The sequence below is a fragment of the Kitasatospora sp. NPDC049258 genome (genome assembly GCF_040678895.1).
Classification (GTDB): Bacteria; Actinomycetota; Actinomycetes; order Streptomycetales; family Streptomycetaceae; genus Kitasatospora.
Map to the genome: position 1 here is coordinate 157,404 of NZ_JBFAQT010000014.1, position 24,715 is coordinate 182,118.

Below are 24,715 nucleotides of genomic sequence, written 5' to 3' on the forward strand. Positions count from 1 at the left end.
TGATCGGTCGCGGGTGAATTCCATGCCGCTCGGTCGACGCCTCAGGGCGGCCCGGCGGTGCAGCGCACCTCGCCGACCACCCCGGAGCCGCCCGGGACGGCCTGCGGCGGCGGCGCCCCGCCCCGCAGCGGCCCCGAGAGCACGGCCGCCGCGGCGAGCAGCCCGGCCAGCAACAGCCCGGGCCGGTGCCGGACCGTCTGCCGGAGCCGGTGACGACCGCCACCACCACGCCGAATCGGCGGGAAGAAGGGAACCTCCTGCCGCGGTGGCACCGCGGGGGCCGGGGGTGGGGCAGTGAGGTGGGCAGCCGTGGTCATGGTCGGGCACCGCCTTCGGTCCGGATCCGGCGGGCCCAGGAGCGGACCCGCGGGACACAGCCTGCGGCGACCCGACCGTTCCCGGAATGCCCCCGCGAATTCCTGTGGACAACCCGGCCATGTGGACAACTCGGGTAGCCCGGACGGATGGCTCGGCCACCCCCGTTGACGCAGCCCCGGCACCCCGGCGCCAGCCCCGGCAGACCGGAAGCAGCCCCCGGCACACCTGGGAACGCCGGAAGCAGCCCCGGCACGCCGAAGGCCCGGCGACACCGCGCAAGCGCGACGCCACCGGGCCTCGGTGCGTACTGGTCCGGGTGCGACCCGGAAACCCCCTGCTCGCCCCGCCTCAGCTCGCGGCCGGCGCGGACGCCTTCGTCGACGAGGAGGACGAGGACGAGGAACTGGAGGAGCCGGAGGAGCTGCCGGAGCCGGCGGCGGCGGGCGCCGAGGGCGTCGACGAGCCGGTGGACGAGGAGCTCGACGCCCCCGGGGTCACCGAGCTGCTGGACGACGAACGGCTGTCGGTCCGGTAGAAACCCGAGCCCTTGAAGACCACACCCACGGCCGAGAAGACCTTGCGGAGCTTCCCCTGGCACTCGGGGCACGTGGTCAGCGCGTCGTCGGTGAACTTCTGCACCGCCTCCAGGCCGGTCCCGCACTCGGTGCACTGGTACTGGTACGTGGGCACTTGCTCTTCCTCCTGCACTTCCCTCTGGCACTCGGGCCTGATGAGTGCTAACGATGTTCAATGATGCGGTATTCCGTGGGCCGAGTCCAGCGCTCCGGATGTGATCCGGGTGTCAGATCGCCACCGGGGCCCCGTGCCGGGGCCGGTGCTCAGCCCTCCGCGGCCGCGATCTTGGCGCTCTTGGGAGCCATCCCGCCGCTGCGCGCGACCGTGCGGCTACGCGCCCCGGGGGCGACCAGCAGCCGCCGCAGCGAGACCAGGGCGACCAGGCCCAGACCGGCGCCGACGAGCGCCACCAGGAACCCGGCGGAGGGCCCGCGCTGGTCGATCAGCTGGCCGGCGACGGTCTGGCCGATCGCGAGGCCCAGGCCGATCGCGCCGGTCAGCCAGGTGAAGGCCTCGGTCTTGGCGCCGTCGCCGACCAGGGTCTCGACCAGGGTGTACCCGGTGATCAGGGTCGGCGCGATGGCCAGGCCGCAGCACAGCCCGGCGATGGTCAGCGCGGTCAGGTCGGGCATCGCCCACAGCGTGGAGCAGCCGACCACCAGCAGCGCGTAGCTGAACAGCATCCGCTGCCGGGCCGAGCGCTTCCAGCCGATCAGACCGTAGAGCACCCCGGCGACCATCGAGCCGCCGGCGAAGATGCCGTAGACGGTGCCGCTGGCGCCGCCCCGGCCGACCGACTCGGTGAACGCCGTCACCGAGACCTGCATGGCGCCGAAGACGGCGCCCACGCCCAGGAACGAGCCGGCCAGCAGCCGGACGCCGGGGGAGGCCAGCGCGGAGACGCGCTGCGCGCCCTCGACCCGGGGGTGCCGGGCGGGCGCGGTACGGCGCTGGGCGGCGAACGCGAGCCCGCCGAGCACGGTGAGCGCGGCCTCGGCGATCAGCCCGGCCGCCGGGCTGACCTGGGTGGCGATCGCGGTGGCCAGCACCGGGCCGACCACGAAGGTGAACTCGTCGGTGACCGACTCGAAGGCGAAGGCCGTGTTCAGCATGGCCGGCCGGTCGGACAGCCGCCCGACCCAGCGGGCCCGGACCATCGCGCCGATCTGCGGCACGCTGGCGCCGGCCGGGGCGGCGGCCAGGAACAGCGTCCAGACCGGGGCGTGGCCGAGGGCCAGCGCGATCAGGGCGCCGACCGACAGCGCGTGCAGGGCGATGCTCGGCAGCAGGACGGCGGCCTGGCCGTAGCGGTCGGCCAGCCGGCCGGTCTGCGGGCCGACCAGGGCCTGGGCGACCGCGGCGGTCGCCGCCACGGCGCCGGCCACGCCGTAGGAGCCGTTGGTCCGGATGACCAGCAGCATGATGCCCAGGCTGAGCATCGCGTAGGGGAGCCGGGCGGCGAACGCCGGCGCCAGGAACGTCCAGGCGCCGGGGGTGCGCAGCAGCGCCCCGTATCCGGCGCGGGCAGGGACGGTGCGGGCAGGGGCGGTGGGGCTGTCGACCGTTCGGCGGGCCGTCACGGTCGGTCCTTCCTGCTGCCTGGTAGCGCGGCAAGGGCAGGGAGAGCCCCGACGGCGCCGAGAGTCGTCCTCTCGCGCGTCGACCGGGGTAGATACCGGGTCCGTCCGGCCGGATCGTGGAAGCGGGGCCGGTTGAGGCAGTTCAGTGCGGACCGCGGCCGCCGAGCGGTCGCGCCAACTCTGCTTCAGGCAGATGTTGCGGGTGGTTCAGTCATTCAACGCTTATACACCTTCATACTAGCCGGTCCCGGCGACCCCCACCTGGCAACGGAAGGTGAACAGCAGCACATACCTGCCCTCGGACGGGGACTACCGCCGCCCCTCCAGCCAGCCGGCCAGCTTGCCGCCGCGGTCGACCGCGCGCAGCCGGCGCTCCGCCGTCTCGCCGACCTCCTCGGTGGTGACCACCAGCAGCTCGTCCCCGGCCCGCAGCACGGTCGCCCGCTCGGGTACGAAGCTCGAACCGTCCCGCACCACCAGGGTGACCGCCGCGCCCTTGGGCAGCCGGAGCTCGCCGACCTCGACACCGGAGATCCGGGAGCCGGCCGAGAGCGAGACCGAGAGCAGCCGGCCGTGCAGCTTCTCCAGCGGCGCCGACTCGATCCCCAGGTCCTGGCCGAGCGCACCCTCGCCGATCCGCAGCCGGCGGGCGACCAGCGGCAGGGTCGGCCCCTGGAGCAGGGTGAAGACCACGACCAGGATGAAGACGACGTTGAACAGCTCCTGGGCCTGGGGCACCTGGGCGACCAGCGGGATGGTGGCCAGCACGATGGGCACCGCGCCGCGCAGGCCGGCCCAGCTGAGCAGGGCCTGCTCGCGCCAGGGCAGCCGGAACGGGGTCATGGTGGCGAACACCGAGGCCGGGCGGGCGACGAAGACCAGCACCGCGCCGACCACCAGGGCGGGCACTATCGCCGACCGCATGGTCTCGGGGGTGACCAGCAGGCCGAGCACCACGAACATGCCGATCTGCCCGATCCAGGCCAGACCGTCGGCGAAGCCGCGGACGGCCGGTCCGTGCGGGAGCTTGCTGTTCCCGAGGATCACCGAGGCGATGTACACGGCCAGGAAGCCCGAGCCGTGCAGCAGCGCGCCGCCGGCGTAGGCGAGCACCACCAGGGCCAGCACGGCGATCGGGTAGAGGCCGGAGGAGGGCAGCGCGACGTGCTTGATCCCGTACGCGCCGATCCGGCCGACCGCGTAGCCGACGGCGGCGCCGATCGCGAGCTCGGCCAGGATGGTGCCGACCAGGACGTACCAGGGGTCGAGCGGCCCGGCGGTGGCGAAGGCGACCACCAGGATCACCACGGGGGCGTCGTTGAAGCCGGACTCGGCCTCCAGCAGGCCGGTCAGCCGCTCGGGCAGCGGCACCATCCGCAACACCGAGAAGACCGCCGCGGCGTCGGTGGAGGAGACCACCGCGCCGAGCAGCATGCTGGTGCGCCAGTCCAGGCCGACCAGCAGGTGCGCGCCGGCGGCGGTGACGAAGACGCTGACCGCGACGCCGACGGTGGCCAGCGCGGTGGCGGCCGGCATCACCGGCCGTATCGACTTCCAGTTGGTCTTCAGGCCGCCCTCGGCCAGGATCACCACCAGCGCGGCATAGCCGAGGACCTGGGTGAGCTCGGCGTTGTTGAAGGTGACGCCCAGGCCGTTCTGGCCGAGGGCGACCCCGATGCCGAGGTAGATCAACAGGCTCGGCAGCCCGGAGCGGGTGGAGATCCGCACGGCGACCACCGCGACCAGCAGGATCACGGAGAACTCGAGCAGGAACTGGTTCAGCTGGTCGACGGTCACGCAGGAGCACCTCGGTGATGTGAGGGGGCAGCTGATGAATCGTTACTCAGTCTAACATTTTACCTGATCTTTGATCTCGGATTTCCGCCGCCCTGCCCGGTATCGTCCCCAGGACCCCACCGTGGGCCTCCCCCGTGTTCGTGCGCCACCTGAGTCGCCCTAATGTGGTGACCTGTCACGGCCGCAATCTCCCCAGCCAAGGATCCGGATGTCCCGCTCGAAGAAGTTCCGGCGCGCTCGCCTGATCGTGCTCGTGCTGGCCGTGCTGCTGGTCGGCGCCGTGGCCGGCGGCGGCTACTGGGGGGTGCGCACCGTGCACGCCTCCTTCCCCGTCGTCGAGGGCACCGTGAAGGTGGCCGGGATGACCGCCCCGGTCGACGTCAAGCGGGACGGCTACGGCATCCCGCAGCTCTACGCCGACACCGACGCCGACCTGTTCCGGGCCCAGGGCTACGTCCAGGCCCAGGACCGCTTCTGGGAGATGGACGTCCGCCGGCACATCACCGCCGGGCGGCTGTCCGAAATGTTCGGTTCCGGCCAGGTGGAGACCGACGGCTTCCTGCGGACCATGGGCTGGCGCCAGGTCGCGCAGCAGGAGTACGACACCAAGCTGTCCGAGGACACCAAGAAGAACCTGCAGGCCTACGCGGACGGCGTGAACGCCTGGCTCCAGGAGCACCCGGGCGGGTCGGACGCCTCGCTGGAGTACACCCTGCTCGGCGCCGTGAACGGCGACTACAAGCCCGAGAAGTGGGACCCGGTCGACTCGGTGGCCTGGCTCAAGGCGATGGCCTGGAACCTCTCCGGCAACCTCCAGGAGGAGATCGACCGCGCCCTGCTCTCGCAGAGCTTCGGGCCGGACCAGATCTCCCAGCTCTACCCGGACTACCCCTACGCCCGCAACGGCACGATCGTGAAGACCGGCACCCTCGCCGCCGACGGCAGCTACAAGCCGGCCGACGGGGCCACCGCACCGGCCGGCGCCACCACGCAGGCCCGGGCCGCGAGCGACGCCCTGCTCAAGGACGTCTCGGACAAGATCTCCGCGATGCCGCAGCTGCTCGGCCGCCAGGGCCAGGGCATCGGCTCCAACTCCTGGGTGGTCGACGGCAAGCACACCACCACCGGCAAGCCGCTGCTGGCCAACGACCCGCACCTGGGCCCCGGCCTGCCGTCCATCTGGTACCAGATGGGGCTGCACTGCCGCACGGTGAGCGCGACCTGCAACTACGACACCGCGGGCTTCACCTTCTCGGGCATGCCCGGCGTGGTGATCGGCCACAACAGGGACATCTCCTGGGGCTTCACCAACCTCGGCGCCGACGTCACCGACCTCTACCTGGAGAAGGTCACCGGTCCGGACACCTACCTGGTGGACGGCAAGGAGAAGAAGTTCCAGTCCCGCAAGGAGACCATCAAGGTCGCCGGCGGCGAGGACCGGACGATCACCGTGCGCAGCACCCAGGAGGGGCTGCCGCTGATCTCCGACCAGAGCACCCAGCAGCAGCACGTCGGCCAGAACGCCCCGGTCGGCAACGCCGCTCCGGACCGCGCGGCCGGCTACGGCGTCGCGCTGCAGTGGACCGCGCTGGTCCCGGGCCAGACCATGGACGCCGTCTTCAAGCTCGACCGGGCGGCCGGCTGGGCGGACTTCCAGGCCGCCGCCGCCGACTTCGCCGTCCCCGCGCAGAACCTGATCTACGCCGACACCAAGGGCAACATCGGCTACCAGGCCCCCGGCATGATCCCGCAGCGGACCAAGGGCGACGGCACCTACCCGGCGCCGGGCTGGGATTCGTCCTACGGCTGGAAGAAGGACTTCGTCCCCTTCAAGGCCCTGCCGTACAGCTTCAACCCCGCGGCCGGCTACATCGTCACCGCCAACCAGGCCGTGATCGATCCCACCGGCTACAAGTACCTGCTGACCAAGGACTGGGAGTACGGCACCCGGGCCAAGGAGATCTCCGACCAGATCGACTCCCGCCTGAAGAACGGCGGCAAGATCTCCCCGACCGACATGCAGGCCATCCAGCTGGACAACACCAGCGTGATGGCGCAGACCCTGGTCCCGCTGCTGCTCAAGGTCCAGGTCGACGACCCCTACGTGCGCGAGGCCCAGGACCTGCTCAAGGACTGGAACTTCCGGCAGGACGCCGACTCGGCCGCCGCCGCGTACTACAACGGGGTCTGGCGCCAGCTGCTCACCCTGGCCTTCGGGCAGAAGTTCCCGGCCGGCCTGCGGGCCGAGGGGGACTGCCTGCTGGTCCGGCAGAAGCGGGACGCCACGCTGCCCGAGGGCGCCGTCGGCAACACCACCCAGGCGGTCACCGAGTGCGGCACCCGCGCGGCCGCCAACGCCCAGCCGGACGGCGGCGACCGCTGGACCGAGGTGGTCCGCCAGCTGCTCAGCAAGCCCGACAACGGCTGGTGGGACTACATCGACTCCAACCACCGCCAGCAGCACGGCTTGGACGGCCTGCTCGGCGAGGCCATGAAGGACGCCCGCCAGGACCTCACGGCGCAGCTGGGCAAGGACATAAAGACCTGGAGCTGGGGGCGGCTGCACACGCTCACCCTCAAGGAGCAGACGCTCGGCACCGACAACTCCTCGATCGCCTCCGGCCTGGTCCACCGGCTGCTCAACCGGGGGCCCTACCAGCTCTCCGGCGGCACCGCGGCGGTCGACGCGGCGGGCTGGAACGCGGCGGCCGGGTACCAGGTCGACTGGATCCCGTCGATGCGGATGGTGGTCGACCTGAGTGACTTCGACGCCTCCCAGTGGATCAACGTCGGCGGAGCCTCCGGCCACGCCTTCCACCCGAACTACAACGACCAGACCCAGCTGTGGGCGGACGGCCAGCTGCTGACCTGGGCGTACTCGCCGGACGCGGTGGGCAAGGCGGCCAAGCACACCATGACCCTGCTGCCCGGCTGACCCGCTGACCCGCTGACCCGCTGACCCGGCTGCCGGGCCGACCGGCGCCGGCCACCGGGTCGGCGCCGGTCAGCCTGCGAAGCGGACCACCCCGGAGGGGGTGACCGCCGCCCGGACCGGCAGGTCGTGCGGTTCGGCCGGCACCCGGGCCAGCAGTTCGTGGTCGTACAGCACGGTGGCCAGGTCCGGCTCGGCCCCGGCGGCCGCGAGCCGGGCCAGCACCCGGTCGTACGAGCCGCCGCCGCGCCCGAGCCGGATGCCCCGGTGGTCGACCGCCAGGCCCGGCAGCAGCACCAGCCGGGCCGAGCACACCGCCGCCGGGCCGAGTCGCGGGCCGGTCGGCTCCAGCAGGCCGCGGGAGGCCGGGGCCAGCTGCCCGGGGCCGGTGTAGCGGGCCCAGTCCAGGTCGTTGTCGGGCAGCAGCACCGGGAGCAGCACCCGGACCCGGCGGGCCAGCAGCGCGTCCAGCAGCGGCCCCGTCCCCGGCTCGGCGCCGACCGACACGTACGCCGCCACGGTGGCGTCCGGCTCCGCCAGCCGGCCGGCGTGCTCGGCCAGCGCCTCGGCGGCCGCGGTCCGCTCGGCCGGCGTCAGGGCCCGCCGCCGGGCCAGCAGCCGTGACCTCAGCCCGGCCTTGTCGTTGGACAAAGGATTGGCAGTCAAGGGATCTCCACAGCTCGGCGCCGGCACGGTGAGCAGAGCCTGACATGCGGAAGGCCGCCGATGTCCACCCCGCTCCTGGTAGAGGCCCTGGCGCCGATCGGCGCGGCCGCGCTGGCGGCCGCCGGCTGGTGCGGGCTGCGGTTGCGGCGCAGCACCGCGGGGGCGGCGCTCCGGGAGGCCGAGCTGAGCCGGCGGATCGCCGAACTGGAGCAGGAGTGCGCCGAGTTGCAGCGCACCGCGGCCTGCGACCCGCTCACCGGGGTGTGGAACTACCGGCACCTCCAGCTCACCCTGGACCGCGAGATCGAGCGCTCCCGCCGGGCCGAGCAGGGCGAGGGCCGGCCGCGCCCGCTCGCCCTGCTGATGCTGGAGATCGCCGGTTTCGAGGCGATCGTGGCCGAGCACGGCCGCGGCCGCGGCAACGCCATCCTGCGCGACCTGGTGCAGCGGCTGAGCATCGAGATCCGCCGCTCGGACACCCTCGGCCGGTACGGCGGCGAGGAGTTCCTGGTGCTGCTGCCGGACACCGGGGCCCAAGGCGCGGTCCAGGTCGCCGAGCGGCTCTGCTGGGCGGTACGGCGCCACCAGTTGCTGGACTGGTCGCCGGCAGGCCCGGCCCCGCGGCGCTCGGCCGGGGGGAACGGGCTCACCGCCGCGATCGGCATCTCGGTGCTGCCCGAGGACGGCGGACACGCCGCGCTGCTGCTGCGGGCGGCCGACCGGGCGCTGGGCGAGGCCCGCGCCGCCGGGGGCGACCGCTGGCACGGCGGCGAGTGGCACCACCGCGAGGGTGCGGCCGAGCGCGTGGCCGAGGTGGCGGATGCGGCGTCCGGCCGGCCGGACGGCGCGGATGTCAACGGAACGGTTGTCCACGAAGGGGTTGCCGGTGACGGGGCGGCCCCGGCCCGTGGCGGCCACCCCGGGGAGCCGGCCGGGCCGGCCCCGGCACCTGCTGTCGACGCGGCCGCCGCACAACCGCCTCGCAGCCCTCACCTGATGGTTCCGGGGGCGGTCGGCGGGCCGGGTAGTGTGTCCACCTGCGCAGGCAAGGCTCCCACCGCCCCTGCCCGCCCCTCTCGGGTCACCGCTACGGAGGCCGCGCGGGATACGGTTTCATAGTCGGTTCATATCACTCTCAGTTGGGCGCCAGCACGCCTTAGTAAGGTCACCGCATGACACAGACGCACGCCCGCACCCCCATCACCAAGGCTGTCGTGCCCGCAGCCGGGTTGGGGACCCGGTTCCTGCCGGCGACCAAGGCGACTCCCAAGGAGATGCTGCCGGTCGTCGACAAGCCCGCCATCCAGTACGTCGTCGAGGAGGCCTCCGCCGCCGGCCTCTCCGACATACTGATGGTCACCGGCCGCAACAAGCGGGCTCTGGAGGACCACTTCGACCGGGCGTACGAGCTGGAGGAGTTGCTCACCCGCAAGGGCGACCACGACCGCCTGCGCCGGGTCCAGGAGTCCGTCCAGCTCGCCAACATGCACTACGTGCGCCAGGGCGACCCCAAGGGCCTCGGCCACGCCGTCCTGGTCGCCGAACAGCACGTGGCCGGCCAGCCGTTCGCCGTCCTGCTCGGCGACGACCTGATCGACCCGCGCGACCCGCTGCTCTCCCGCATGATCGAGGTCCAGCAGGAACTCGGCGGCTCCGTGGTCGCGCTGATGGAGGTCGACCCCGCCCAGATCCACCTCTACGGCTGCGCCGCCGTCAAGCCCAACGGCTTCGGCGACGACGTCTTCCGGATCACCGACCTGGTCGAGAAGCCCGAGACCGCCGAGGCCCCCTCCAACTACGCGGTGATCGGGCGCTACGTGCTCGACCCGGCCGTCTTCGACGTGCTGCGCAACACCCCGCCCGGCCGCGGCGGCGAGATCCAGCTCACCGACGCGCTGCGCGAGCTCGCCACCCGCGAGGAGTCGCAGGGCGGCCCGGTGCACGGCGTGCTCTTCAAGGGCCGCCGCTACGACACCGGCGACCGCGCCGACTACCTGCGCGCTATCGTCCGTCTGGCGTCCGAACGAGAGGACCTCGGCCCGGAGTTCCGGTCCTGGCTCAAGGAGTTCGTCGCCACCGAGATGCAGAGCTGAACCGACGAGAGCGAGCGTGAGGCGATGACCGGGAGAGACAACCCCTGTTGCGAGGAGCCCTCGGCCCCGGCGACGCCCCGGATGTGGAGCGTCGACGAGCACCTGGCCGACGTCCTCGCCCGGATCGCCCCGCTGCCCGCGATCGAGCTGCAACTGCTCGACGCCCAGGGCTGCCGGCTGGCCGAGGACGTCACCTCCGAGGTCGACCTGCCACCCTTCGACAACAGCTCGATGGACGGCTACGCCCTGCGCACCGTCGACACCGCCCGCGCCACCGGCGAGTACCCCTCGGTGCTCGCCGTGGTCGGCGACATCGCCGCCGGCGCCGGCGAGCTGCCCAAGGTCGGTCCCGGCCAGGCCGCCCGGATCATGACCGGCGCCCCGCTGCCGCCGGGCGCCGAGGCGGTCGCCCCGGTCGAGTGGACCGACGGCGGCACCGGCACCGGGCGGGCCGCCGACGCGATGGGCGCCGCCGTGGCCGAAGAGGTGGTCCGGGTGCTGCGCCCGGTCGGCGAGGGCGACCACATCCGCCGCCGCGGCAGCGACCTCGGAGCGGGCGACCGGGTGCTCGACGCCGGCACCGTGCTCGGGCCGACCCAGCTGGGCCTGCTCGCCGCGATCGGCCGCGGCACCGTACGGGTCCGCCCCCGCCCCCGGGTGGTGGTGCTCTCCACCGGCAGCGAGCTGGTCCAGCCCGGCGAACCGGTCGGTCCCGGCCGGATCTCGGACTCCAACAGCTTCACCCTCACCGCGGCCGCCCGGGACGCCGGCGCCATCGCGTACCGGGTCGGCGGCGTCCCCGACGACGCGACGCTGCTGCGCTCCGTCCTGGAGGACCAGCTAGGTCGGGCCGACCTGATCGTCACCAGCGGCGGGGTCAGCGTCGGCGCGTACGACGTGGTCAAGGAGGTCTTCGAGAGCTACGGCGGGGTGGACTTCCGCCGGCTGCGGATGCAGCCCGGCAAGCCCCAGGGTTTCGGCCGGATCGGCGAGGGCGCCGGCATCCCGCTGCTGGCCCTGCCCGGCAACCCGGTCAGCGCCTACATCTCCTTCGAGCTGTTCGTCCGCCCGGCGATCCGCACCATGCTCGGCGCGCCCGACATCCACCGCCCGGTGGTGCCCGCGTACTGCACCGCGGACCTGCGCTCCCCGGCCGGCCGCCGGCAGTTCCTGCGCGGCCGGTACGCCGACGGGCGGGTCGCCCCGGTCGGCGGCGAGGGCTCGCACCTGGTCGGCGCGCTGGCCCGGGCGAACTGCCTGATCATCGTCCCCGAGGACAGCACCGCCGTCCCGGCCGGCAGCACGGTCGACGTCGTCCTGCTCACGGAGCAGTCGGGGTGAGCCCACGGGCGGGCTTGGTTGTACGGTAGCGCGGTATTCGACCCGCGCTCCTGGAGTGACCCGTGACCGACAACCCAAGCGGCGACCGCCTCACCCACGTCGACGACACCGGCGCCGCCCGGATGGTCGACGTCTCCGCGAAGGCCACCACCGTCCGCACCGCGGTGGCCGCCGGACGGGTCCGGGTCTCGGCGCGGGTGATCGAGCTGCTGCGCGGCGAGGGGGTGCCCAAGGGCGACGCCCTCGCCGTGGCGCGGATCGCCGGGATCATGGGGGCCAAGAAGACCCCCGACCTGATCCCGCTCTGCCACCCGATCGCCATCTCCGGGGTGAAGGTGGACCTGGCCGTCACCGACCGGGCCGTCGAGATCACCGCCACCGTGCGGACCGCCGACCGCACCGGCGTCGAGATGGAGGCCCTGACCGCCGTCGCCGTCGCCGGCCTGACCGTGATCGACATGGTCAAGGCGGTCGACAAGGCCGCCGCCATCGAGGACGTCCGGGTGCTCACCAAGACCGGTGGCAAGAGCGGGGACTGGGCCCGCGAGGACGAGCGATGAGGGCCCTGGCCGTCACCGTCTCCAACCGCGCCTCGGCCGGCGTGTACGAGGACAAGGGCGGCCCGCTGCTGGTGGCGGGCCTGCGGCGGATGGGCTTCAGCGCGGACGGCCCGCAGGTCGTCCCGGACGGCGAGCCGGTGGAGGCCGCCCTGCGGGCCGCCGTCGCCGCCGGGTACGACGTGGTGCTCACCACCGGCGGCACCGGCATCTCGCCGATGGACCTCACCCCGGAGATGACCGCCCGGGTGCTCGACCGCCCGATCCCCGGCATCCCCGAGGCCATCCGGGCGTACGGGCGCGAGAAGGTGCCGACCTCCGCGCTCTCCCGGGGGCTGGCCGGGCTGGCCGGGCGCACCCTGATCGTCAACCTGCCGGGCTCGACCGGCGGGGTCAAGGACGGCCTGGCCGTGCTCGCGGAGCTGCTCCCGCACGCCGTGGACCAGCTGGCGGGCGGCGACCATCCGCGGCCCGGTACCACCCCGGCCCCGGCCGGGCCCGCCACCGGTGGGCCCGCTGCCGGCGAGCCCGGGCGCACCGAGGGGAGTGCGAGCTGAACACGGGCTGGCCGGTCGAACTGCGCGAGGGTGACATCACGCTGCGTCCGATCCGGGTCCGCGACCAGCGCTCCTGGCAGGAGGTCAGCCGGCGCAACCGGGACTGGCTGCGGCGCTGGGAGGCCACCGTCCCGCCGGTCCCGGTGGGCAGCCCGGGCGGCTCCCGGCCGACCTACCGGCAGATGGTGCGGTACCTGCGGGGTGAGGCCGCCGCTGGGCGGATGCTGCCGTTCGTGGTGCTGTACCAGGACCAGCTGGTCGGGCAGCTCACCGTCGGCGGGATCACCTGGGGCTCGATGTGCTCGGCCAACGTCGGCTACTGGATCGACGAGTCGGCCGCCGGGAAGGGCATCATGCCGACCGCCGTGGCGCTGGCCGTCGACCACTGCTTCCGCGCCCTCGGCCTGCACCGGATCGAGGTCTGCATCCGGCCGGAGAACCGGCCGAGTCGGCGGGTGGTGGAGAAGCTCGGCTTCCGCGAGGAAGGGGTCCGGCCCCGCTATCTGCACATCGACGGCGACTGGCGCGACCACCTGGTGTACGCACTGACGGTGGAGGAGGTGCCGGAGGGGATGCTGGCCCGCTGGCGGTCGGTCAGAAGTGGCCGTAGATCCGGTAATTGAATGTATGTTCGAAATAGATATCGATATGGCATCGCGCCCGGGGCGAGCCGTCACAAATAGCGGCAAAATAGTCGGAGAATCAGCTTGATCACACGACACGCCGTGCCAAATTGCTGCCAGGCCTTCCCCTGCGCCCGTACCGTGTGAAACGTGAGCAGTAGCGGCCTTATCTACGCGGTCATCGTAGGGGCCTGGGCTGCCTATCTGGTGCCGATGTGGCTCCGCAGGCAGGACGAGCTCAACGAGTCGCGTCCTACGGAACGCTTCAGCACCGCGATCCGCCTGCTGGCCGGACGTTCGGCCATGGAGCGGCGAGCGGCCAGGACCCTGGGTGACCAGACCGAGACCGGTGACGGTGCGACCGACGCCGAGCCCGGGCTTTCGCGCGACCTCGACTCCGCGCCCGAGCCCGATTCCGAGCTTTCGCCCGAAGCGGCGCGGGTCGATGCGGCGGGCGCCGAAGAGGTGCCACCCGAGCGCGAGTCCGAGCCCGAGTCCGAGTCCGAGTCCGAGCTTCCTGAATCGGTGTCCGCGCCGGCGCCCTCGGCGTCCTCGGCGGGAGAGGTTCGTCGTGAACCCGGGCACGGACAGGTCCACGGGCACGGGGCGGCCTCCGTCGAGCGCCGGGCGCGGCTGCTGGCCCGGCGGCGCCGGATGGTCACCGCGCTCTTCTTCGCCTTCGCCCTCGGTGCGGTCGCGGCCGCCGTGGCGGGCGTGGCGTTCATCTGGGTGCCGATGGTGCCCGCCCTCCTCCTCACCCTGTACATCGGCCACCTGCGCCGGCTGGAGCGCCAGCGGTTCGAGGTGAAGCTCGACCGGGCGCGGGCGGCCCAGGCCGCCGAGCGGCTGCGGGCCCGCGAGCGCGAGCGTCAGCGGGCCGAGGCGGAGGCCGACCGGGCCGCCGCCCGGCACGACGAGGCGCACGCGGCCGACCCGGGCCGCCCGCACCTGCGGCTGGCGGCCGAGCCCGGCGGGCACGAGGCCGGTGACGGCCGCGAAGCCCGCGCGAGCCGGGAGGGGCGCGAGATCCGCGGCGACCGGCGCGGCCAGCGGGTGCGGACGGAGTCCGCGACCACCGCCGTGGCCGAGGCCACCGAGCACGAGGAGTGGGTGGACGGCATGCGGGAGCGCGGCGCGGCCGGCCCCGACTCCTGGGAGCCGGTGCCCGTCCCGCTGCCCACCTACGTGACCGCACCGGTCGCCCCCCGGGTGACCCGCAGCCTCGACCTCGGCGCACCCGGCACCTGGGACTCCGGCCGCACCACGGCGGACGCGCGCAACACGCCGCTCTTCGACCAGTACGCCGAGCACGGCCCGCCCCCGGCCGAGGCGGAGTGCCAGCCCCGGCTGCGCGCCGCCAACGAATGACCACCCCGACCCACCCCGACCGCCCCGTCGCAGGCCACCGCCACCGCGCCGGGGCGGTCCCGCTTCCGGGGCGGTCATGAGCGGCCCCGCAGAGGTGATAGAGTTCTTTCTCGTTGGGGCTGTGGCGCAGTCCGGTAGCGCACCTCGTTCGCATCGAGGGGGTCAGGGGTTCGAATCCCCTCAGCTCCACCCAATGTCAAAGGCCCTTCCGGGATCATCCGGGAGGGCCTTTGATCGTCTGTACAGCAGTGAAGTACAGCAACTACGCCGGGTGCTCGGGTGCTTCGGGGGTGGTGATGTGCTTCCCGAGCTTCTTGAGCGCGCGACGGGTCGCCTCTGACGGTACGTGGGTGTAGATCTCCATGGTGACCGCGATCTTGCTGTGCCGGAGGATCTGCATCGCGATCCGCGGGTGCACGTCCAGCGCGGCGAGGAGCGACCCGCAGGTGTGCCGGGTGTCGTGCAGCCGGATCACGCGGACGCTGGCCAGCTCGCACCGCCGCTTGAACGACCGGTTGAAGTTGCGCGGTTCGATCGGCGAGCCGGTACGGGTGGTGAGGACGAAGTTGAGCCCCGCCCACAGGTCGCCGGCGGCGCGCTCGGCGGACGCCTGCACCTGCCGGCGGTAGCGCAGCGCCGCAGTGCAGATGTCCGGCAGGGGGAGGACCGCGGTCGAGGCGTCGGTCTTGGTCTCGTCGTGGACGAGCTGACGCCGGATCCGCTGCAGCTGGGCCTCCACCGTCAGCAGCTCGGCGTCCAGGTCCACCGAACCCCACGTCAGGCCCAGCACCTCACCGCGTCGCAGCCCGAGCACCAGGATCAGCACGTACGCGGCGTAGAACGGGTCTCCGTCGCGTCGTGCGGACTCAAGGAAGGTCTTGGCCTCCTCGACGGACCAAGGCTTGCGAGGGGCCCTCCTGGGCGTTCGGAGCTTGACCAGGGCGGCGAGGTTCTTCGTGATCAGTTCCTCGGAGATGGCCGTGGTCAGCGCCGAGCGGAGGGTGTTGCGGGCATCCCGGACGGTGCGGTGCGAGAGCCGCTGATCGCAGCACCGGCCGATCGCACAGCAGCGCTGACGGCGCTTCGGGTCGCGGTGAGCCGTTGGGCGGGCGGCGTCCTTGCCCTGGGTGCAGCACTGGCACGCGTCGAGCAGGCTGTTCGTCCACTCGCGCACGTCGCGGACGGTCAGCTTGTCCAGCCGCTTCGAGCCGAGGCCAGGGGCGATGTACAGGCGGACGTGCATCTCGTACGTCTCGGCGGTCTTGGGCTTGAGGTGCGGGTTGACCACCTGCCGGAGCCAGTAGTCGAGGTAGCCACCGAGGGTGGGCGCGCTGGTGGACACCGGGCCGGCCTTGGCCGCGGTGTGCAGCTTGAGCCACTTCTCGTGGGTCTCGGTCCGGGTCTTGCCGTAGACGTACTTCCGGTCGCGGGTGCCGTCGGGCTTGGTCACCCAGACGTACGCGGCGAAGCCGCCCTGCTTCCGGGGGTAGATCGACCCCTCGCCGTTGCCGCGCTTGCCGCTCATGCGGACCATCCCTGCTCGGCCTCGGCAGCCTTGCGGGCCACGTACTCGTCCACCCACATCGGCAGGATCCTGCGGTCGCGGCCCTCCTTCACCGAACGGATCTGGCCCGTGAGCACCAGCATCTTGGTCTTGGTGAGGCCGAAGTTCAGCATCACGGCGACTTCCGCCATGGTGTGCCACTTGCGCTCGATCACGGTGGTGCTCATCGCGTGGGTTCTCCTTCCGTTCCGGGGGTGGGTTGTAGTGCTTGGGCGAGCCAGGTCTCGCCGGGGGTGAGGCCGGTGCCGGCGAAGACCCAGTGGGCGACGACGAGGGTGGTGTCGTCGTCGGCCTGGTGGTCGGGGCCGTGGAGGTGTTCGAGGGTCTGGGCGCGGCGCCAGGCGGCGCGGGCGTCGCGGAGGGCGCCGAGGGTGGTGGAGTATTTGCGGGTCTTGGTGGAGAAGTGGCCGCGGAAGCCGAGCATGTGTGCCCAGGCGCGGAGGCGGAGGTCGGCGAGTTCGGGGCGGGTGCCGAGGGTCCAGCAGGTGCGGATGAGGCGGCGGGCGTGTTCGGGGATGTCGAGGGTGGCGATTTCGCCGATCAGGCGGACGGGGCGGTCGAGGGCTCCTGTCGCGGTCTCGGCGCCTTTGGTGGCGTACTTGGCGATGTAGGCGGCCACGGCCCGGTCGGTGATCTGGACGGGGCCGTTGAAGTCGGTGCTGCGGATGGTGCGGATGTCGAGCTGGGTGCCGAACGCGAAGCGGTGTTCGTGGCCGTCGACCAGGGGGCCGGGGATGTCGGTGCGGCGGGCGGCGGCGCGGATGGCGTCGGTGAGCAGTTCGGCAGTGGCCCAGGAGGGTGGGCGGGTGGTGCCGCCGGCGGGGCCGTCGAGGCGGATGACGGCGTGGAAGTGGATGGCGCCGCGTTTCTGGTACTCGGCGACCTTGCCGAATGAGACGCGGGCGAAGGCGGCGAACTCGCGTTGGGTGAGGCCGGCGCGCTTGGCGATCTCGCGGCGCAGGTGGATGGAGAAGCGGGCCCAGAGCTTGCCCGCGTGAGCGTTCCAGAGGACGGCAGCCTGGTAGTCGTAGGTGTCCGGGTTCAGGGGCGTGCCGAGGGTGGGGTCGTCGGTGGGGTGGGTGGTGCCGCAGCGGCAGCGGCCGGTGGTGGGGCGGTTGTGGACGGGGCCGAAGCTGGGGGCGGTGAAGGTGGCGAAGACGCGGGGGTGGGTGGCGACGGTGTCGGGGGTGCCTTTGCCGCCGGTGAGTCCGGCGGTGATCAGGTGGAAGGTGTCGCGGCGGTAGGTCTCGGCGCAGGAGGGGCAGCGGGTGGTGCGGCGGTTGCCGCAGCGCAGCAGTAGGTTCCCGGCGGGCAGTTGGCTGGAGTCGAGGTGGTGCAGGACGGGGCCGATCTCGCCGGTGGTGGTGTCGATGGTGTGCTCGGTGCGGTGGCCGTGGAGGCGGATGGGGTGGGTGCATCCGGCGAGGCCGGAGAGCTGTCGCATGAGGGCGGGCATGGTGCCGAGTTGGGCCAGGTTGAGGAGATCGGCGACGGGCGGCGCGGCGGTGGCGGGGATGGCGGTACCTCCGGTCGGTTGGGAGGTGGCCGGCTGGACTCGTCAGGGGGCCAGCCGGCCGGGAGCTGGGTTAGCGGTCGCGGTGTGCGGGCTCGGGTTGCTGGTGCTGGGCCGTCCAGTCCTCGGCGCAGACCTTGTGGACGGGCTTGCCGCGCTCGGAGCGCAGGTTGGTGGGCCGGTCGCAGATGCCGCAGGGGGCGGGCTTGTTGTCCCAGTGGCGGGAGTCGCGCCAGTCGAGGAGCGCCACCGGGTCAGCCGGCGGTGACGGTGGCGGGCACGGGGCGGGCGGCGGTGCCGGCGCCGAGGCAGGTGCGGCAGGTGACCGGGATGGTGTGGCGGGAGCCGTCACGGTTGCGGACGCCGGTGGTGATCACGGCGGTGGCGAAGCCGGAGCAGTCCGGGCAGATCCGGGTCGGGGCGTGGCTGTGCTGGGGCATGATGAAGGTCTCCTTCGTGGGCCTTGGGTTCGGGAAGGGGTTGCGGTCCCCGGGGCGGCGGGATGCTTGGCGGCTTGCTGCCACCCCGGGGGCCGGTCTTGCTAGCGGCGGCGGGAGGTCCGGCCGTCGGGCTTGTGGGAGTACATGTCGCGGTCGGCGGCGGAGAGCGCGTCCGTGAGCGAGGGCATGGGCAGGTCGGCCAGGTGGCAGACGCCGACCGAGGCGCCCACCGGGATGGACAGCCCAGCCACCGACACCCGCCTTGTAAGGGCGGTGCTCAGCAGTTCCAGGCGGTCGGCGGTCACGTCCAGGGCGACGAGGGCGAACTCGTCCCCACCGAGGCGGGCCGCGGTGCCGGTCCGGCCGCACCAGGTGTGCAGGCGTTCGGCGGTGGTGGCGAGGACGGCATCTCCGGCGGCGTGGCCGTGGATGTCGTTGACTGCCTTGAAGTCGTCCAGGTCGATGAGCAGGACCGAGACTCGGCCAGGAAGTGTGCGGATCAGGTGCTCGGCGCGGGTGGTGAAGCCGTCGCGGGTGTGCAGGGCGGTCAGCGGGTCACGGCGGGCGGTGAGGAGCTTGCGGTAGAGCCAGGCGGTGTGGCTGGTCCAGCCGGCCAGGGGAACGCCGGCCGCGGTGAGGATCGAGGTGAGGTCCATCGTGCGAGTCCTTCCGGGCGGAATCGGGCGACGGGGTGCGTGCCGGGTTCGAGTCCCGTCACTCACCCGAGGTGCGGTGCGGGTTGCGGCCCGGGGCGGCGGGATGCTTGGCGGCTTGCTGCCACCCCGAAGGCCGGTCAGATACCGAGGGAGAGCGCGCGGGCGGAGGCCCGGTCGAGCAGGTGGTGGACGTCGGCCTGGCGGGTGGTCGGGGCGTCGTTGAAGACGTCCGGGGAGGTGACGGGTCGGCCGGTGCTGTGGAGCACTTCCATGACCTGGTTGCGGGCCCGGCCGACGGTGGCCGGGGTGCCGTAGCCGTGGGCCAGGACGGCGGTCTGCGCGCCGAGGAGGCAGACCCGGCCGGCGGTGTCCCATAGGGCTCCTTGGAGCCAGCCGAAGGCGGTCAGGTAGCGGGAGGTGAGCCGGAGGTGGTCGGCGACGCTCACCGGGACGGGTCGAGCGGGGCGGTGGACGATCCGGTCGAGAAGCGTTGCTCGTGCCTGCGGGTAGCCGGTGTTCCAGGGCTGGACGGTGCTGCCGTAGTTGCAGAAGTACGGGAGCACGGCGGGGCGGGCTGCCGCGGGGAGGGTGGCGAGGTATGCCTCGATCTCGGCGACGAGCGCGGCCCCTTCCGGCCCGAGGGCGAGGGCCCCGGGCAGGAGGAGTGCAGTGGTCATCTCGGCTTCTCCGTCCGCTACTTGGTGCTGACGGCGTCAACGCCGGAGCGGGTGGTCTGGTCGATGAGCGGGGCGAGGAACGTCCCGGCGAGGTAGAAGCCGAACAGGGCGATCAGGGCGGCGACCCAGAGGCGGATGCCGAGGAACTTGACGGTGGCCCAGGCGCCGATGCCCAGGACGAGGACCAGGGGCAGGGTGATGTTCATGGCGGGGTTCTCCTGTCAGCGGGCGGTGCAGCGGTGGGTGCGGGCAGCGATCTCGGCGGCGGGCCGGGAGGTGTAGTCGGCGCAGAAGCCGCAGCGCGGTGCGGTGCAGGCGGCGGTGTGCTTCTCGCGGCCCCGGCCGTCGTAGTAGGTGGCGACCTGCACGGGGCCGATGCGGATCACGTTGCGGGGGCGGATCGGGCGGGCCATGGCGGTTGTCCTCCGGTCAGGTGAGCTGGGCGGCGATGGCGGCGGCGAAGTGCGCTGGGACACCGAGGCGGGCTCGGAGGGTGTCCGTGTCGATCGGCGTTCCGGTGCGGGCCTGGTGGTCGTCGGCGACCTTGCGGGCGTGGTCGACCAGGGCGGCGGGGACCGCGAACGGCGGGGCGGGAGCCGGGGCCGGCGGCAGGGCGGGCACCGGTTCGGGTGCCGGGACGGCTTCCGGATCAGGGGCTGCGGCTGGGGCAGCGGCGGGCGGTGCTTCGGGTGTGTAGAGCGGGAGTTCGGGCTCCGGGGCCGGGGTGGCGGGTTCGGTGGCCGCGGGGCTGTGGGCGAGGAGCGTGCCGCCGAAGAAGGCGAGTGCGGGCCACCCGGCGACGAGGATCCGCAGCCAGGCCGGGACGTGGGCCAGGTCGAGGAGTCCGGCGGTGGCGACGTTGGCGCCGAGCGAGGCGGTCAGGGCGATGGCGAACCAGGTCCAGGCGGCCGGGGCCGGGGCGTTGTTGGCCCGCAGGGTGCGCATGCGGTGCCAGGCGGCGACCAGCAGCAGATCGACGGACACGGGGTAGGCCCATGCCTTCCAGCCGTGCTGCCCGGCGGCCTGCGCGAGGTCGTGGAGGTGGGCGAAGGACAGGGCGCCGGCGATGGCGGCCTGGATGAGGACGGCGTCCGGGCGAGGCAGGCGCATCCGTGGCTCCTCTTCCGAGGTCGGGCCGGGCGACGCAACAAGGCCGTCGCCCGGCCCCGACGGGGCGGGTATGGGTAAGGGGAGGTCAGCGCCTGTATCGGCGCTCGCCCCAGCGGTCGGCGTCCTTGATCGCCGTCCACACGGCCTCATCCGCCTTCTGCAGAGCGGCGTGGGTCCGCACGATGTCCTGCGGCGATCCGTGGTCGGCAGCACGGGCCGCGGCGGCGCCGACCGCGTTGCGCTCCTGGACGGTCTTCTCGTAGTGCTTGTGGGCACCGAGGTGGCGCAGCTCGGTTGCGCTCTGTACCAAGCGGTCGGCGGGTGCGTCGGTGTTCTTGCGGCTGAACAGGCCCATGGCAGGCTCCTTCTGAGGTTGTCCGGGCATGACGGGGTAGGGATGTGGCGCGGAGACGGCCGCGCCGGACGGATGCGGTGGAGTGCTACTGGGTTGCGGTGCCGGTGCCGAGGCAGGTGGGGCACAGGACCTCGACCTCGCCGGCGGGGCGGGACTTCTTGCCCCGGCCGACGGTGTGGGTTTCGCGCACCCAGCCCTCACCGGCACAGGCGGGGCACTCGGGCAGGGTGGCGGCCTTGGGTTTGCGGGTGACAGCCATCGCTCACGCGGCCTGGTTGGTCAGGGCGGCGTACCGCTCCAGGGCGGCGAGGTAGGCGGCGGTCTCGGCGGCCAGGGACCGGGCGAAGGCCAGATGGTCGGCCAGCGGGAGCTTGTCGTCCCCGGCGAGCGTCAGGGTCACGGGGGCGGACCACATGTTCAAGATCGGGGTGCGCTCGGTGCCGTAGTCGTGGCAGGTCACGCGGGAGCCGGGCTCGGGGTAGAAAGCCATGGTCGCGGACACGGCATGGTCCTCTCGGGCCGTTTGGGGTATGGCGGGGGTAGGGACTTGGCGCGTGGGCGGTTGCGCCGACCGGATCGGGAGATCGTCAGCCGGTCACGGGGCGGGGCTTGACCAACGAGGGCACATCGGCCGCTTCGGGTACCGCCGATACGGCCGGCCGGAAGGCCGCAAGCGCGGGCAGCTCGGGGGTGAGGTGAGCGCTGTCCCGGCAGATCCGGGCGGCCTCGGCCAGGGTCAGCAGCGGGGTGCGGATGAGGGACCAGCCGCCGGAGGAGTCGCCGGCCACGGCGACGCCGGGCGTCTCCGGGGCGATCTGGGTTGCGGCGAAGGTGGCTTCGGGCGAGATGTCGCTGAGCCCCATCTCCGCGGTGGGCTTGTCGTTGACCCGGTGCACGACCCGGCCGGTCAGCTGGGCGCGGAGCATGGTGGCGCCCTTGCCCAGTTCGGAGCCGAAGCGCTGGCCGCAGACCTCCAGGTAGATGCCGGCGGCCCGGCCGATCTGGGCGAGGCGGATCAGCTGGGTGACCATGTGGTCGCGCCGTTCCTCCTCCTTGCGGGTGGCGACGAGGAACAGCTCCGCGACCTCGTCCACCAGGAGGACCACCGGCACCGGCCGAAGCTTCGCCGGCAGACCCCAGATGTCCGAGGTGATCTCCTCCTCCCGCACCGAGTCCGGGATCCCCTGGTGCGAGCGGATCAGCTCGTACCGGTCGTCCATCTCCCCCACCAAGGCGTCCAGCAGGGCGCTGGCCTGCTCCGGGTCGGTGGCGAGGCCGGAGAGCCGGGGCGCGAACGGTGCCTGCTCGACGCCGCGCTTGCAGTCGATCCCCACCAGCGCGACCGGCCGCCGGGCCAGGCCCGCGATCAGGTTGCGCATGTAGACCGACTTGCCGGACAGCGTGGCGCCGAGGTTCAGGCTGTGCGGAATCGCCCGGTAGTCCCGGACGAAGGCCGTACCGTCGTCCCGCAGGGCCACCGGCACCAGCAGGTCCCCGGCCGGCAGACGGCGCGGCATCCGCACCTCGCGGAGCACGTCGAAGCCGGTCATCCGCAGCTCGACCACACCGGGCTTGACCACCGCCACGTGCACGGCGTGCACACCCCAGGCATGCCGCAGACGCTCGGCCGAGGCCTGCACGTCCAGTGGTTCCTGTCCCGGCGCCAGTCGGAGCCGGACCCGAAGGCCCGTCGAGGTCGGCCGCACGCGGCAGATCCTCGGCGGGACCGGGCGGATCTCGCGGCGGGTGGTCGCCCGCAGCAGCAGGACTCGGAGCCGGGACGGCTCCACCGTGAGCCCGCAGGACTCCATGGTCGAGCTGTACGTAGCGGCGAACCGCGCGGCCGTGACCGGCAGACCGACCGCCGACCAGTACACGGCCGGAGCCTTGACCCGGGCGTAGGCCGCACCGCCCGCGACGGCCGCCAGCGGACCGCCCACCTCGGCGAGCGTCAGCAGCTCGGACACGGCGATCAGCCCTGCACCGCAGCCGGGACGAGCGAGGTGATCGCCGCCGCCCGGAACGAGATGCCGTGCCGCTTCTGACCGTTGAACTCGTTCTCCCAGTCACGGGCCTTGAGCCCGGTCACCGCCACCGGCGTGCCGACCGTCAGGCCCTCGGAGACACCGGTCTCCGGCACGGTGACGGTGTAGAGGTTCGCCTCGCCCTCATCGGCGATGGTCAGGCCCACCGTCAGCAGCCGGGCACCGGTCTCCCGGTCGAGGGCGACCTCCCCGGTCTGCTTGTTCACCAGCTTGAGCGCGGGCGGGACCACCACGAAGACGAAGGCGGTCGAAGTGTCGATCTTGAAGACGGGCACGTTCCATCTCCTCTAGAAGAGGTGCTCTCATGCACTCATGTACATGAGTTGGTGAGTAGAAGAGTGCCCGACTCCTGTACATGAGTCAACCCGCCCCGGGAAGAATCCTGGGACGGGTTGCGGAAGTTGATCGTCCGTCAGTCTCGGGCGGCGAACCGGTAGTCAAGAACGAACTGGTCAGCGGCCATCACGGTGTCGCAGACCTCGACCACGCGGCCGGCGGAAGTCGTGGCGTTCCGGACCAGGTGGATCACCGGCGATCCGGGGCTCAGCGCCAGCGCGGTCGTCTCGGGCTTGGTCGCAAGCCGGGCCCGCACGGTCTCGGTGAACTCGGCGAGCGCGTGCCCGTGCTCTTCCAGCCGGGCGTAGATCCCGCCGCCGCCGGGGTTCTCGGCGAACATCTCCGGGATGTCCTTCACCACGTCCCAGGGCAGGTAGGAGGTGGCCTCCTCGGTCGGAGTGCCGTCGCGGAAATAGCGCCGCTTCCGTGCGAGCACCTTGGTGCCGGCCGGAACGTCCAGGCGCTCGGCGATCTCGGCCGGAGCTTCGATCGGGCCGACGAAGAGGACGTTCACCGAGGGCGTGCCGCCGGACTGCTCGGCCTCGGCCAGGTAGGCCGCCTTTCCCGCCAAGCGGTGGGCCCGCCGAAACCGGTCGGAGGACTTGCGCTGCACCGGGGGCCGGGAGCGGACGAAGGAGCCGCGGCCGTGGTGCGTCTCGATCAGTTGGGTCGTCCGCAGCTCCGCGACGGCCTTGCGCACCGTGCCGGACGCCACGCCGTACCGCTCCATGAGTTCGGCCTCGCTCGGAACAGCCGCTCCAGGGCCAAGGACCCCCGTGCGGATCTGCGTCGCAAGGTCATCGGCGATCTGCAGATACTTCGCTTTGGCCGTAGAGGCCGCTTCACCGCTCGCCATAGTCCTTCTCGGGCTCCTATTCTCCTGTACATGAGTAGCAGCCACCGAGAAGCCCCGTCAACGCCGCTCCACTCCGTGTCGGTGGCCGGCGTCGTCGTCCGCGAGGACGGCCGCGTCCTGGCCATCCGCCGGGCAGACAACGGGACCTGGGAGCCGCCAGGAGGGGTGCTCGAACTCGGCGAGACCGTCGAGGCCGGCGTCCGACGCGAGGTCTTCGAGGAGACCGGTGTCGACGTCCAGGTCGACCGGCTCACCGGGGTCTACAAGAACATGACCCGGGGCATCGTCGCCCTGGTCTTCCGCTGCCACCCGATCGGCGGCGCCGAGCAGCTGTCCGACGAGTCCACGGCGGTCTCCTGGCTCACCCCGGACGAGGTTCGCGCGCACATGGGCGAGGTCTATGCGGTCCGCATCACAGATGCGCTCCAGGACGAGCCCCCGCACATCCGGGCCCATGACGGGCGCACGCTGACCATGTCCGGGAGCTGAGTAAAAACCTTCTCTACGGGTTCAAGGCACCTCGCTCCGCTCGGCGCGGGGGGAGGGCGGAGCAGAGAGGGGAAGGCACATCACGGCGGCATCGGAGATACCGGCGTCGATTCCCGACCTCCTGAACTGACTGGCAAGCAGCCTCACACAAGGTTCGGGGTGCCGCGCGATGCGCGGCGGCGCCGGCCGTCCGCCGGCGCGCGCCCCGCCTCCTGTCTTCGCCCCGGCTGGGGCTTCGCCGTCGACCGTCCGCGCCCGAGGGGCGG

Annotated in this window: 30 protein-coding genes and 1 tRNA gene; 10 read left to right on the top strand and 21 right to left on the bottom strand. The window is 72.6% G+C overall.

Features of this window, described 5'->3' with window-relative positions:
* Positions 1-41 precede the first annotated feature (41 nt).
* The 4 genes from AB0K43_RS15055 to AB0K43_RS15070 form a co-directional block, all read right to left on the bottom strand.
* Entirely contained in the window at positions 42-317 is a 276-nt protein-coding gene (locus AB0K43_RS15055; protein ID WP_363639631.1) for a hypothetical protein, read from the bottom strand.
* A 349-nt stretch (positions 318-666) separates the two neighbouring features.
* Complete coding sequence (locus tag AB0K43_RS15060) at positions 667-1,008, bottom strand: FmdB family zinc ribbon protein (RefSeq protein WP_363639633.1); 342 nt, start codon at positions 1,006-1,008, stop codon at positions 667-669.
* 149 nt (positions 1,009-1,157) lie between these two features.
* The gene (locus AB0K43_RS15065) at positions 1,158-2,474 is read right to left on the bottom strand and encodes an MFS transporter (protein ID WP_363639635.1); all 1,317 of its coding nucleotides are present in this window, start codon (positions 2,472-2,474) and stop codon (positions 1,158-1,160) included.
* Positions 2,475-2,783: 309 nt separating this feature from the next.
* Positions 2,784-4,271 carry a potassium/proton antiporter gene (locus AB0K43_RS15070; RefSeq protein ID WP_363639637.1) on the bottom strand — a complete coding sequence of 496 codons (1,488 nt, stop codon included), beginning with the start codon at positions 4,269-4,271 and terminating at the stop codon, positions 2,784-2,786.
* Positions 4,272-4,479: 208 nt separating this feature from the next.
* Between AB0K43_RS15070 and AB0K43_RS15075 the strand changes: the two genes are divergently transcribed.
* Entirely contained in the window at positions 4,480-7,206 is a 2,727-nt protein-coding gene (locus AB0K43_RS15075; protein ID WP_363639639.1) for a penicillin acylase family protein, read from the top strand.
* 69 nt (positions 7,207-7,275) lie between these two features.
* Here the strand turns inward: AB0K43_RS15075 and AB0K43_RS15080 are convergent, their stop codons facing one another.
* Positions 7,276-7,869 carry a 5-formyltetrahydrofolate cyclo-ligase gene (locus AB0K43_RS15080; RefSeq protein ID WP_363639641.1) on the bottom strand — a complete coding sequence of 198 codons (594 nt, stop codon included), beginning with the start codon at positions 7,867-7,869 and terminating at the stop codon, positions 7,276-7,278.
* Positions 7,870-7,929: 60 nt separating this feature from the next.
* Here AB0K43_RS15080 and AB0K43_RS15085 point away from each other — a divergent pair, with 60 nt between their 5' ends.
* From AB0K43_RS15085 to AB0K43_RS15120, 8 genes are all read left to right on the top strand, one after another.
* Complete coding sequence (locus AB0K43_RS15085) at positions 7,930-8,988, top strand: GGDEF domain-containing protein (protein ID WP_363639643.1); 1,059 nt, start codon at positions 7,930-7,932, stop codon at positions 8,986-8,988.
* 53 nt (positions 8,989-9,041) lie between these two features.
* Positions 9,042-9,962, top strand: coding sequence for a UTP--glucose-1-phosphate uridylyltransferase GalU (gene galU / locus AB0K43_RS15090; RefSeq protein WP_363639645.1), 921 nt, complete (start codon positions 9,042-9,044; stop codon positions 9,960-9,962).
* A 24-nt stretch (positions 9,963-9,986) separates the two neighbouring features.
* Positions 9,987-11,303: a gephyrin-like molybdotransferase Glp gene (gene glp, locus AB0K43_RS15095; RefSeq protein WP_363639647.1), complete on the top strand. Its 1,317-nt coding sequence runs from the start codon at positions 9,987-9,989 to the stop codon at positions 11,301-11,303.
* A 62-nt stretch (positions 11,304-11,365) separates the two neighbouring features.
* Positions 11,366-11,863: a cyclic pyranopterin monophosphate synthase MoaC gene (gene moaC, locus AB0K43_RS15100; RefSeq protein WP_363639649.1), complete on the top strand. Its 498-nt coding sequence runs from the start codon at positions 11,366-11,368 to the stop codon at positions 11,861-11,863.
* Complete coding sequence (locus AB0K43_RS15105) at positions 11,860-12,417, top strand: MogA/MoaB family molybdenum cofactor biosynthesis protein (RefSeq protein ID WP_363639651.1); 558 nt, start codon at positions 11,860-11,862, stop codon at positions 12,415-12,417. Before moaC ends, AB0K43_RS15105 begins: the two co-directional genes overlap by 4 nt.
* Entirely contained in the window at positions 12,414-13,040 is a 627-nt protein-coding gene (locus tag AB0K43_RS15110) for a GNAT family protein (RefSeq protein WP_363639704.1), read from the top strand. The genes AB0K43_RS15105 and AB0K43_RS15110 overlap by 4 nt, the downstream gene beginning before the upstream one ends.
* A 150-nt stretch (positions 13,041-13,190) precedes the next feature.
* Positions 13,191-14,408: a gephyrin-like molybdotransferase receptor GlpR gene (gene glpR / locus AB0K43_RS15115; RefSeq protein WP_363639653.1), complete on the top strand. Its 1,218-nt coding sequence runs from the start codon at positions 13,191-13,193 to the stop codon at positions 14,406-14,408.
* Between the two features lie 115 nt (positions 14,409-14,523).
* Positions 14,524-14,597 (top strand) — tRNA-Ala (locus AB0K43_RS15120).
* A 73-nt stretch (positions 14,598-14,670) separates the two neighbouring features.
* Here the strand turns inward: AB0K43_RS15120 and AB0K43_RS15125 are convergent.
* The 16 genes from AB0K43_RS15125 to AB0K43_RS15200 all read right to left on the bottom strand — a co-directional run bounded on the left by AB0K43_RS15125 (position 14,671) and on the right by AB0K43_RS15200 (position 23,960).
* On the bottom strand, positions 14,671-15,933 hold the full coding sequence (locus AB0K43_RS15125) for a site-specific integrase (protein WP_363639655.1): 1,263 nt from the start codon (positions 15,931-15,933) through the stop codon (positions 14,671-14,673).
* Positions 15,930-16,139 (bottom strand): DNA-binding protein, encoded by a 210-nt coding sequence (locus AB0K43_RS15130; protein ID WP_363639657.1) that lies wholly within the window; start codon positions 16,137-16,139, stop codon positions 15,930-15,932. Before AB0K43_RS15130 ends, AB0K43_RS15125 begins: the two co-directional genes overlap by 4 nt.
* On the bottom strand, positions 16,136-17,416 hold the full coding sequence (locus tag AB0K43_RS15135) for a replication initiator (protein ID WP_363639659.1): 1,281 nt from the start codon (positions 17,414-17,416) through the stop codon (positions 16,136-16,138). Before AB0K43_RS15135 ends, AB0K43_RS15130 begins: the two co-directional genes overlap by 4 nt.
* 142 nt (positions 17,417-17,558) lie before the next feature.
* Positions 17,559-17,735 (bottom strand): hypothetical protein, encoded by a 177-nt coding sequence (locus AB0K43_RS15140; RefSeq protein ID WP_363639661.1) that lies wholly within the window; start codon positions 17,733-17,735, stop codon positions 17,559-17,561.
* Positions 17,736-17,739: 4 nt separating this feature from the next.
* Positions 17,740-17,925, bottom strand: a complete 186-nt coding sequence (locus AB0K43_RS15145; protein ID WP_363639663.1) for a hypothetical protein — start codon at positions 17,923-17,925, stop codon at positions 17,740-17,742.
* Positions 17,926-18,026: 101 nt separating this feature from the next.
* Positions 18,027-18,581: a GGDEF domain-containing protein gene (locus tag AB0K43_RS15150; RefSeq protein WP_363639665.1), complete on the bottom strand. Its 555-nt coding sequence runs from the start codon at positions 18,579-18,581 to the stop codon at positions 18,027-18,029.
* Between the two features lie 137 nt (positions 18,582-18,718).
* Positions 18,719-19,258, bottom strand: coding sequence for a hypothetical protein (locus tag AB0K43_RS15155; protein WP_363639667.1), 540 nt, complete (start codon positions 19,256-19,258; stop codon positions 18,719-18,721).
* Between the two features lie 17 nt (positions 19,259-19,275).
* Positions 19,276-19,464: a hypothetical protein gene (locus AB0K43_RS15160; RefSeq protein ID WP_363639669.1), complete on the bottom strand. Its 189-nt coding sequence runs from the start codon at positions 19,462-19,464 to the stop codon at positions 19,276-19,278.
* A 15-nt stretch (positions 19,465-19,479) separates the two neighbouring features.
* Positions 19,480-19,671, bottom strand: a complete 192-nt coding sequence (locus tag AB0K43_RS15165) for a mobile element transfer protein (RefSeq protein WP_363639671.1) — start codon at positions 19,669-19,671, stop codon at positions 19,480-19,482.
* 16 nt (positions 19,672-19,687) lie between these two features.
* Positions 19,688-20,368 carry a DUF2637 domain-containing protein gene (locus AB0K43_RS15170; protein ID WP_363639673.1) on the bottom strand — a complete coding sequence of 227 codons (681 nt, stop codon included), beginning with the start codon at positions 20,366-20,368 and terminating at the stop codon, positions 19,688-19,690.
* Positions 20,369-20,453: 85 nt separating this feature from the next.
* The gene (locus AB0K43_RS15175; protein WP_363639675.1) at positions 20,454-20,723 is read right to left on the bottom strand and encodes a hypothetical protein; all 270 of its coding nucleotides are present in this window, start codon (positions 20,721-20,723) and stop codon (positions 20,454-20,456) included.
* Between the two features lie 85 nt (positions 20,724-20,808).
* Positions 20,809-20,982, bottom strand: a complete 174-nt coding sequence (locus AB0K43_RS15180) for a hypothetical protein (protein WP_363639676.1) — start codon at positions 20,980-20,982, stop codon at positions 20,809-20,811.
* 3 nt (positions 20,983-20,985) lie between these two features.
* Positions 20,986-21,225 carry a hypothetical protein gene (locus tag AB0K43_RS15185; protein WP_363639678.1) on the bottom strand — a complete coding sequence of 80 codons (240 nt, stop codon included), beginning with the start codon at positions 21,223-21,225 and terminating at the stop codon, positions 20,986-20,988.
* A gap of 85 nt (positions 21,226-21,310) precedes the next feature.
* Positions 21,311-22,690: an FtsK/SpoIIIE domain-containing protein gene (locus AB0K43_RS15190; RefSeq protein WP_363639680.1), complete on the bottom strand. Its 1,380-nt coding sequence runs from the start codon at positions 22,688-22,690 to the stop codon at positions 21,311-21,313.
* 5 nt (positions 22,691-22,695) lie between these two features.
* A complete protein-coding gene (locus AB0K43_RS15195) occupies positions 22,696-23,043 on the bottom strand; it encodes a hypothetical protein (protein WP_363639682.1) in 348 nt (115 codons plus the stop codon).
* 137 nt (positions 23,044-23,180) lie between these two features.
* Positions 23,181-23,960: a GntR family transcriptional regulator gene (locus AB0K43_RS15200; RefSeq protein WP_363639684.1), complete on the bottom strand. Its 780-nt coding sequence runs from the start codon at positions 23,958-23,960 to the stop codon at positions 23,181-23,183.
* 18 nt (positions 23,961-23,978) lie between these two features.
* Between AB0K43_RS15200 and AB0K43_RS15205 the strand changes: the two genes are divergently transcribed.
* Entirely contained in the window at positions 23,979-24,449 is a 471-nt protein-coding gene (locus AB0K43_RS15205; protein WP_363639706.1) for an NUDIX domain-containing protein, read from the top strand.
* Positions 24,450-24,715: the final 266 nt, after the last annotated feature.

Coding starts and splice junctions, on each gene's coding strand:
- AB0K43_RS15075 (WP_363639639.1), top strand. CDS start 4,480: ATGTCCCGCTCGAAGAAGTTCCGGCGCGCTCGCCTGATCGTGCTCGTG.
- AB0K43_RS15145 (WP_363639663.1), bottom strand. CDS start 17,925: ATGCCCCAGCACAGCCACGCCCCGACCCGGATCTGCCCGGACTGCTCC.
- AB0K43_RS15170 (WP_363639673.1), bottom strand. CDS start 20,368: ATGCGCCTGCCTCGCCCGGACGCCGTCCTCATCCAGGCCGCCATCGCC.
- AB0K43_RS15130 (WP_363639657.1), bottom strand. CDS start 16,139: ATGAGCACCACCGTGATCGAGCGCAAGTGGCACACCATGGCGGAAGTC.
- AB0K43_RS15105 (WP_363639651.1), top strand. CDS start 11,860: ATGAGGGCCCTGGCCGTCACCGTCTCCAACCGCGCCTCGGCCGGCGTG.
- AB0K43_RS15200 (WP_363639684.1), bottom strand. CDS start 23,960: ATGGCGAGCGGTGAAGCGGCCTCTACGGCCAAAGCGAAGTATCTGCAG.
- AB0K43_RS15055 (WP_363639631.1), bottom strand. CDS start 317: ATGACCACGGCTGCCCACCTCACTGCCCCACCCCCGGCCCCCGCGGTG.
- AB0K43_RS15125 (WP_363639655.1), bottom strand. CDS start 15,933: ATGAGCGGCAAGCGCGGCAACGGCGAGGGGTCGATCTACCCCCGGAAG.
- AB0K43_RS15165 (WP_363639671.1), bottom strand. CDS start 19,671: ATGGCCCGCCCGATCCGCCCCCGCAACGTGATCCGCATCGGCCCCGTG.
- AB0K43_RS15175 (WP_363639675.1), bottom strand. CDS start 20,723: ATGGGCCTGTTCAGCCGCAAGAACACCGACGCACCCGCCGACCGCTTG.
- galU (WP_363639645.1), top strand. CDS start 9,042: ATGACACAGACGCACGCCCGCACCCCCATCACCAAGGCTGTCGTGCCC.
- AB0K43_RS15160 (WP_363639669.1), bottom strand. CDS start 19,464: ATGAACATCACCCTGCCCCTGGTCCTCGTCCTGGGCATCGGCGCCTGG.
- AB0K43_RS15135 (WP_363639659.1), bottom strand. CDS start 17,416: ATGCGACAGCTCTCCGGCCTCGCCGGATGCACCCACCCCATCCGCCTC.
- AB0K43_RS15155 (WP_363639667.1), bottom strand. CDS start 19,258: ATGACCACTGCACTCCTCCTGCCCGGGGCCCTCGCCCTCGGGCCGGAA.
- AB0K43_RS15150 (WP_363639665.1), bottom strand. CDS start 18,581: ATGGACCTCACCTCGATCCTCACCGCGGCCGGCGTTCCCCTGGCCGGC.
- AB0K43_RS15180 (WP_363639676.1), bottom strand. CDS start 20,982: ATGGCTGTCACCCGCAAACCCAAGGCCGCCACCCTGCCCGAGTGCCCC.
- glp (WP_363639647.1), top strand. CDS start 9,987: ATGACCGGGAGAGACAACCCCTGTTGCGAGGAGCCCTCGGCCCCGGCG.
- AB0K43_RS15085 (WP_363639643.1), top strand. CDS start 7,930: ATGTCCACCCCGCTCCTGGTAGAGGCCCTGGCGCCGATCGGCGCGGCC.